Raw genomic sequence first — 6,782 nt, 5'->3', positions numbered from 1 at the left:
CTTTTTCTTTGGGTACTTTCTTTTCGACTGCATGGATGCAGGAGGTAGAGCAATGCAGGAGCGATTGCCGAGGCCAAGCAAAGAAAAGTATCGCGGTTGCCGGTCCGCGAACCGGCATTTAAAAAGTCGTCGCGATAGCGACACCAAACATTCCAGCCCGAGTCGCCGCAGTGCGGCTAGTCTGGGTTCCCACGCAGCGCGTGGGAACCAGCAAACGCAACCCCCAAAACCTCAAGACTCCGCTGCCCTCCCTTTCTGCGGAAACAACCCCCTCGGCTTCTTCTGAATAAACAAAATAATGAACACCAGCACCAAAATCTTCGCCAACACCGCCCCGGCATAAGGCTCCAACACTTTATTGGCAATCCCTAGCGAAAACCCAGCGACTAAGGTACCGAACAAATTCCCGACTCCGCCGAACACCACCACCATGAAGGAATCGACGATGTAGGCCTGACCCAGATTCGGCCCGACGTTGGTGATTTGGCTCAAGGCCACCCCGGCCACCCCGGCAATTCCGGAACCCAAACCAAAGGTCATCGCATCGACCCGCGAGGTGGGAATACCCATCGCTCTGGCCATGCCGCGATTTTGCGCGACGGCGCGGACTTCCAGGCCCAGCTTGGTGCGCTTCAAGATTTGCAGCAGCGCGGTAAACACCAGCAGGCAGAAAATCAGGATGTAAAAACGATTCCAGGTCAGCGACAGAAAGTCGTTAATCTGCCAGGAGCCGCTCATCCACTCCGGCGTGGAGACGCTGCGGTTCAGCGGCGAAAAGATCGAGCGCACGGCTTGCTGCAGGAACAGGCTGACGCCGAAGGTGGCCAGCAGGGTTTCCAGCGGCCGGCCGTACAGGAAGCGGATGATGCCGCGTTCGATCGCTATACCTACTAGCGCGGCCACCAAAAAGGCCATCGGTATCGACAAAATCAACGCGGTACCCAGATTGTTCGGCAGCAGTTGCTGCATCACGTAAGTGGTGTAAGCGCCCAGCATCATCAGTTCGCCGTGGGCCATGTTGATCACGCCCATGACGCCAAAGGTAATCGCCAGGCCGATCGCGGCCAACACCAGCACCGCGCCCAGGCTCAGGCCGAAGAACACGGTTTCGACGACCGCATAGGTTTGCAAGCGGTTGTGGATGCTGACCAGCGCGGCTTCCGCCAAATTGCGAATGTCGTTGTCGGGTTCGATGAAATTGCCGTCGGCGTCTTTCTCGATCAGGGCTTGCAGGCGGTTGGCGGCGTCCTGGCTGGTCCGGTCCTTCAAGGTGCCGATGGCGGCGATGCGCTTGGCCTTGTCGTCGCTGTCGATGTCTCGGAGCAGCAGAATTTCTTCGATCGCGGCGCGGACCTTGGGCGCGCTTTCTTGTTCCAAGCGGCCGCGCAGCAAGTCCAGGCCCTTGTCGTCGATCTCTTTTGCCATCGCCTTGACCGCCGCCAAGCGGGCGTCGGCGTCGGCCACGTTCAACTGTAACTGGCCGATGGCCTTGCGCAAGCTGCCGCGCAGTTTGTTGGTGACGTTGATTTTGCCGACCGCCGCGCGGTCCACTTCCGCGAGTGCCGCGCCGCTGGCGGCGTCGGTCAGTTGATAGCCGGCCGCCGATTCCACGCCGATCACCAGTTTGCTCTCGGCTTTCAAATCGAACAATTTGCCGTCCAGTAAGGCTTGCAGCGCCGGCAAGGCGCGGCCGTCGGCGGCCAGGGTTTCGATCGCGGCTTCGCGCTCGGCCATACTGCCGACGCGCAATTGCTCCAGATATTGGCTAAAGGCGTCCGGTTCTTGCGCCTGTACGGAAACCGCGAACATAAAAAGTAGGGTACGCACCGCGTGCCAGGCGGTCACTCGAAAACCGGAACGCAAGCTACGCAATGCGTAACCCACGCACGAAAAAATCGCTTTGATAACGCCGCTCGGTTTGGCCCCGGCCCACAGAGGAGTACGAACTGAACACAGGGATAGGAAAAGAGCAACGGCAGAGGCGCGGCCGAGCGGCGTTATTAAAGCGGTTTGCGAACAATGAACAGACATGGCGATTCCTTCGAGGTGGGTTGCGCCGGCTTCCGTGCCGGCGCAACCCTTGGCTAAGCGTGAGGCGGATCTGATCGAGGACCCGCCGGGTTCATCCGATCAGTATTTTTGACCTGAACATTTCTTGGTTTTGGTGTTGTAGTTGCCGCAGCTGATCGGCGCGGTCCAGTCGGCGATGATCGGTTTGCTGTCCGGCAGGAAGTCGGACCAGGCGTCGCCATCCACGACTTTGTTGGTTTGCCAGACCGTGACGAATTGGCCGTCTTCCTGAATCTCGCCGATCAGCACGGGTTTGCTGATGTGGTGGTTAGGCAGCATTTTCGCCACGCCGCCGCTCAGGTTGGGGAACTCGACGCCGATCAGGGCTTTTTGTACCGCTTCGGGATCGGTGGTGCCGGCTTTCTCGACCGCTTTCACCCACATGTTGAAGCCGATGTAATGCGCTTCCATCGGGTCGTTGGTGACCCGTTTCGGATTTTTGATGTAGTCCTTCCATTGTTGGATGAAGGCCGCGTTTTTGGTGGTATCGACGCTCATGAAGTAGTTCCAGGCCGCCAAATGGCCGACCAAGGGTTTGGTATCCATGCCGGACAATTCTTCTTCGCCGACCGAGAAAGCGACGACCGGAATGTCCTCGGCTTTGATGCCTTGGTTGCCCAGCTCTTTATAGAAAGGTACGTTGGCGTCGCCGTTGATCGTGGAAACCACGGCGGTTTTCTTACCGGCCGAGCCGAATTTTTTGATGTCGGCGACGATGCTTTGCCAGTCGGAATGGCCGAACGGCGTGTAGTTGATCATGATGTCCTTATCCTTGACGCCTTTGGCTTTCAGATAGGCTTCCAGGATTTTGTTGGTAGTACGCGGATAAACGTAGTCGGTACCGGCCAAGACCCAGCGTTGCACTTTCAGGTCGTTCATCAGGTAGTCGACCGCCGGAATCGCTTGTTGGTTGGGCGCGGCGCCGGTGTAGAACACATTTTTCGACGACTCTTCGCCTTCGTATTGCACCGGGTAGAACAGGATGCCGTTCAATTCCTCAATGACCGGCAACACCGATTTACGCGACACCGAGGTCCAGCAACCGAAGATTGCCGCCACTTTGTCCTTGGTCAGCAATTCGCGGGCTTTTTCGGCGAACAGCGGCCAGTTGGACGCCGGGTCTACGACGACCGCTTCCAGTTTCTTGCCGAGCAAACCGCCTTTCTTGTTTTGCTCGTCGATCAGCATCAGCATCGTGTCTTTCAGTGTGGTCTCGGAAATGGCCATCGTGCCGGACAGCGAATGCAGCACGCCGACCTTGATAGTGTCTTCGGCGCGGGCCGGCGAGGCGCCGAGCAGCGCGGCGGACAGAGCCGCGACGGTCGCCAGTTTGTGGAAGGAATTGCTCAGTAGTTTCATCGTTTAAGTCCTATGTCGGGAAGAAATCGTCGGTGATGTGTCACCGGTCTTGTAGGGCAACGCCGTTAAGTTAAGCCGTTCGTGGTGAGCTGGTCGAACCATGAACGGCTTAACCATTCGTCCTTCGGCAAGCTCAGGACGAACGGTCATCCGGAACTTAACGGCATTGTCTTGTAGGGTGGGCATGCAATGCCCGCGCGTGAAGGCTCCGCGTGGGCACCTATTCGGTGCCCACCCTACGGTTTGTCGCGTTGGCGTAAATTTGCGTACCCCAGCGTCATTAAATTTGCCATTGGAAGCCGACCATCACCTGGCTGGCGTTTTCGCCGCTGGCGGTGGATTTGTAGTTCAAGCCCTTGGTCAGCAAGTCACCGTATTGATAGGCGGCGAAAATTTTGGCGTTGTGGCCGTCGATGATGTAGTTGACGCCGCCTTCGTAAACTTCGCGGTTGGGGCTGTTGTCCGGCGATACATTGACGTAACGCAAATATGGCTGGAATTGGCCGATGCCGATCTTTTGCGGGAACAGATACATGCCGCTGATATCGTAGGCGTTGCCTTCGAACATCGAGAACTGGGCCGGCGCGCCGTCCGAGCCTTCCGCATCCCGGATCGCTTGGCTGTAAGGTCCGGAAATGCCGTAGTTTTTGTACTCGCCGTTTAAAGTGACCACGCCGCCGCCCGGCAACACTTTTTCCATCAACACGTCGGCGGTGGTGCCGCGGAAACTGCCGGGCGAACTTAGTGTGCCGGCGCCGTCTTCTTGATATTGGTTGGATACTCCGACGGTCAGAATGTCGCCGCCCTTGCCGTAGTAAGTGCCGGAGGTGTAGTAGCCGGGATTTTTCTCGACGTCCCAGAAGTTGTAGGCGAAGCGCTGAGCGTACAGAATGTTGTCGTCGACGTTGGCGCCGCCGCGCAGACCGCGGAAAAAACCGGCCGCGTATTGGAAACGGCCGTCGAATACCGCGCCCCAGAAGGTGGCACCGTCGTCCCGGCCGAAGGAACCGGCCGAGGTGCCGTCTGATTTGATGGTCAGGTTGTAGTCCGACGGTTCGAACGGCGTGCCGGCGGAGAAGATGTTGTACACCGCGCTGTAGAACGGACCGTTCATCTCGCGGCGTTCCGCAGGAACCAGCATCCGGCCTACCCACAAGTTGGCGTAAGGCGTGACCTCGAATTTGCCGATGGCGTCCAGCACCCTTACTTCGCCGCCGTTGCCGCAGGTTTGGCAATCGGTGTTGAATTCGACTTTCAGATATTTGTGAATCTGGCCGTTGATGTACAAACGGATGTTGTCCAGATTGAAATCGTTGCTCCATTTGTCGGCGTTCGCGCCGACCGAGCCTTCCTGGGCGCGAAAACTGGTGCGCAAACCGGCGCCGACGCTGACCCATTTGGTGTCGTCAATTTTAAACGTGGCGCCGGCCAGCGCTTCCGGCGCTTGGCTCAGGCCGAGGGCGCTTAGCGCCACGCTACCGAGCATCTTGGCGGCCCGGCGATTGTGCTTGGGTGGATTGATGCCTGTCATTACATTCCCCTGGTTTGGATTGAAAACTGCCGGGATTGGCGGTCCGGCGTTCGAAGACTTCGGGGAGATTTTTGAATTTTGTCGCTACCCGCCACAATCGGGTAAATGACTCATCAGTTATTTGACGTATGGCTGTAAAAGAACGGCTTCCCGTAGAGTAAGCCCCCAAGAACCGAGGGAAATTTATGAATTCGACACTAGAAATTGGGCCTGAACGGCCGGCCGGTAATTCGTTGGTCATGAAATATACGAGCGGCTTCAGCCGCGATCGATATATGGATTCGGCTCGAAAACCGCTAATGTACCGGATGGCCGGTTTGGCGCTGGCCGCCGCCGCATGGTTGGCTCCGCCGACGCCCGCGCTCGCAGCCGACGCCGTCAAACCCTTGCAAGCCGTGGCGTTTAGCGTGGCCGACGACAATCTGCGCCAGTTCGGCTTTGCATTGGAATCGGCGGCATTGGCCGATCGGGTCAGGGCCAATCTGGCCGAATGGGAATTTCCGTTGCCGGGGCAAGGGCCGTTCAGCCATGCGTTACAAGCCAAATTGGGTAAGGTCGCCCGCCGGGAAACACCGGTCGGCTTCTCGTTTTCGTCCGGCAATTCCGACCCGCGCGCCGCCGAGTTTCAAAAAGCCGACGTGTTGCCGATCACCTGCACGCTACGCGATGCCGGTAATCAGGCGGTGTTGATCGAACGCGAGTCCACCTTCAGCGCCCATGCCTTCGGCAAGGATGTCGCGCAAAGTTACGTGACCGACAAATTGGTCGATCAAATCAGCACCGCGTGTCTGGACGTGCTGGAACACGCGCCGTTGCCGAAAACCGAAGGCCGAGTGAAGACCGCGCTGTTCAAGCCCAAGTGGATGCCGGACGTGCGGGTGGAGGTCCGGGAGATTCCGGCGGCCGCTAGCGGTGGCGAAGGTTCCGGCACGCCGGCGGCAATCGGCGACGAGCCGAAGAAGGAGGTGATTATCCACAACCAAGGCAATCCGGTGATTTTTACGTTTGGGCATGAAAGGAAGTAACGCTTGTCCTGCTCGCAGGGATGCGGGACGTCCAAAACACCGTCGAGCGTTAGACTCGGTCGTTGCCGGCTGAAGCGTTCGCTAAGAGGGGAACATTTACTGAGTGGAGTCGGTCGCTGAGCGGAGCTGAATCGTTGGCCGAGCCGAGCCGAGCCGAGCCGGTCGCTGAGCGGAGTCGAAGCGTTAAGCCCGAGGCGCGAACGGCCGCCGCCGACGATCAGTTATAATCCGGGCCGTCAGATAGGATGAGGATTAGCCATGAGTACCTACGAAACCGACTTCTACCGTTGGACCCACGAACAGGCTGCGGCAATCCGAGCGGGGCGTTTCAACGAATTGGATCTACAAAACATCGCCGAGGAGTTGGAAAGCATGGGCCGAAGCGAAAAACGGGCATTGGATAGCCGCTTGACGGTTTTATTGGCGCATTTGCTGAAGTGGCGGCATCAACCGGCACGGCGCGGTAAAAGCTGGCAACTGACGATTAAGGGTCAACGTCTCGCGGTGGCCGATGTGCTCGACGATAATCCGGGGCTTGCCGCTAAATTGCCGGAAATCCTGACCCATGCCTATCGGCGAGCTGTCATCGACGCGTCCAGCGAAACCGGACTTGACGAGGAATTGTTTGCCGCCGATTGTCCGTGGACGTTCGATCAAATCGTCGATGCCGGGTTTTTTCCGGAGTGAATTGTCGCGGCGCGGCGTCGGTTTTGTTGTAAGGGTTTTGATGGTTTTGATGGTTTGTGTCGCTGGCGCGACGGGTTTGATTCGGATTTGAAGTCGGGTCTCGGCCCGAC

General features: G+C 58.1%; 5 protein-coding genes. 2 read left to right on the top strand and 3 right to left on the bottom strand.

Translation table 11 applies throughout. From position 1 onward, the window contains the following. Positions 1-231: 231 nt before the first annotated feature. From urtB to A1355_RS07425, 3 genes are all read right to left on the bottom strand, one after another. Positions 232-1,809, bottom strand: a complete 1,578-nt coding sequence (gene urtB, locus A1355_RS07435; protein ID WP_082885423.1) for an urea ABC transporter permease subunit UrtB — start codon at positions 1,807-1,809, stop codon at positions 232-234. 321 nt (positions 1,810-2,130) lie between these two features. Further along, positions 2,131-3,429 (bottom strand): urea ABC transporter substrate-binding protein, encoded by a 1,299-nt coding sequence (gene urtA, locus A1355_RS07430; protein WP_064026572.1) that lies wholly within the window; start codon positions 3,427-3,429, stop codon positions 2,131-2,133. 280 nt (positions 3,430-3,709) lie between these two features. Next, positions 3,710-4,960 (bottom strand): hypothetical protein, encoded by a 1,251-nt coding sequence (locus tag A1355_RS07425; protein ID WP_064026570.1) that lies wholly within the window; start codon positions 4,958-4,960, stop codon positions 3,710-3,712. A gap of 239 nt (positions 4,961-5,199) precedes the next feature. On the opposite strand from A1355_RS07425, the gene A1355_RS07420 reads away from it, so the two are divergent. Both A1355_RS07420 and A1355_RS07415 read left to right on the top strand, forming a co-directional pair. Next, positions 5,200-5,985, top strand: a complete 786-nt coding sequence (locus tag A1355_RS07420; protein WP_231883595.1) for a hypothetical protein — start codon at positions 5,200-5,202, stop codon at positions 5,983-5,985. Positions 5,986-6,243: 258 nt separating this feature from the next. Next, positions 6,244-6,672: a DUF29 domain-containing protein gene (locus A1355_RS07415; RefSeq protein WP_064026568.1), complete on the top strand. Its 429-nt coding sequence runs from the start codon at positions 6,244-6,246 to the stop codon at positions 6,670-6,672. Positions 6,673-6,782 lie beyond the last annotated feature (110 nt).

The sequence above is a fragment of the Methylomonas koyamae genome (assembly GCF_001644025.1).
In the GTDB taxonomy this organism is placed as follows: domain Bacteria; phylum Pseudomonadota; class Gammaproteobacteria; order Methylococcales; family Methylomonadaceae; genus Methylomonas; species Methylomonas koyamae_A.
Note: the sequence above shows the minus strand (reverse complement) of the source record. Positions and strands in the feature narration are given on the sequence as shown.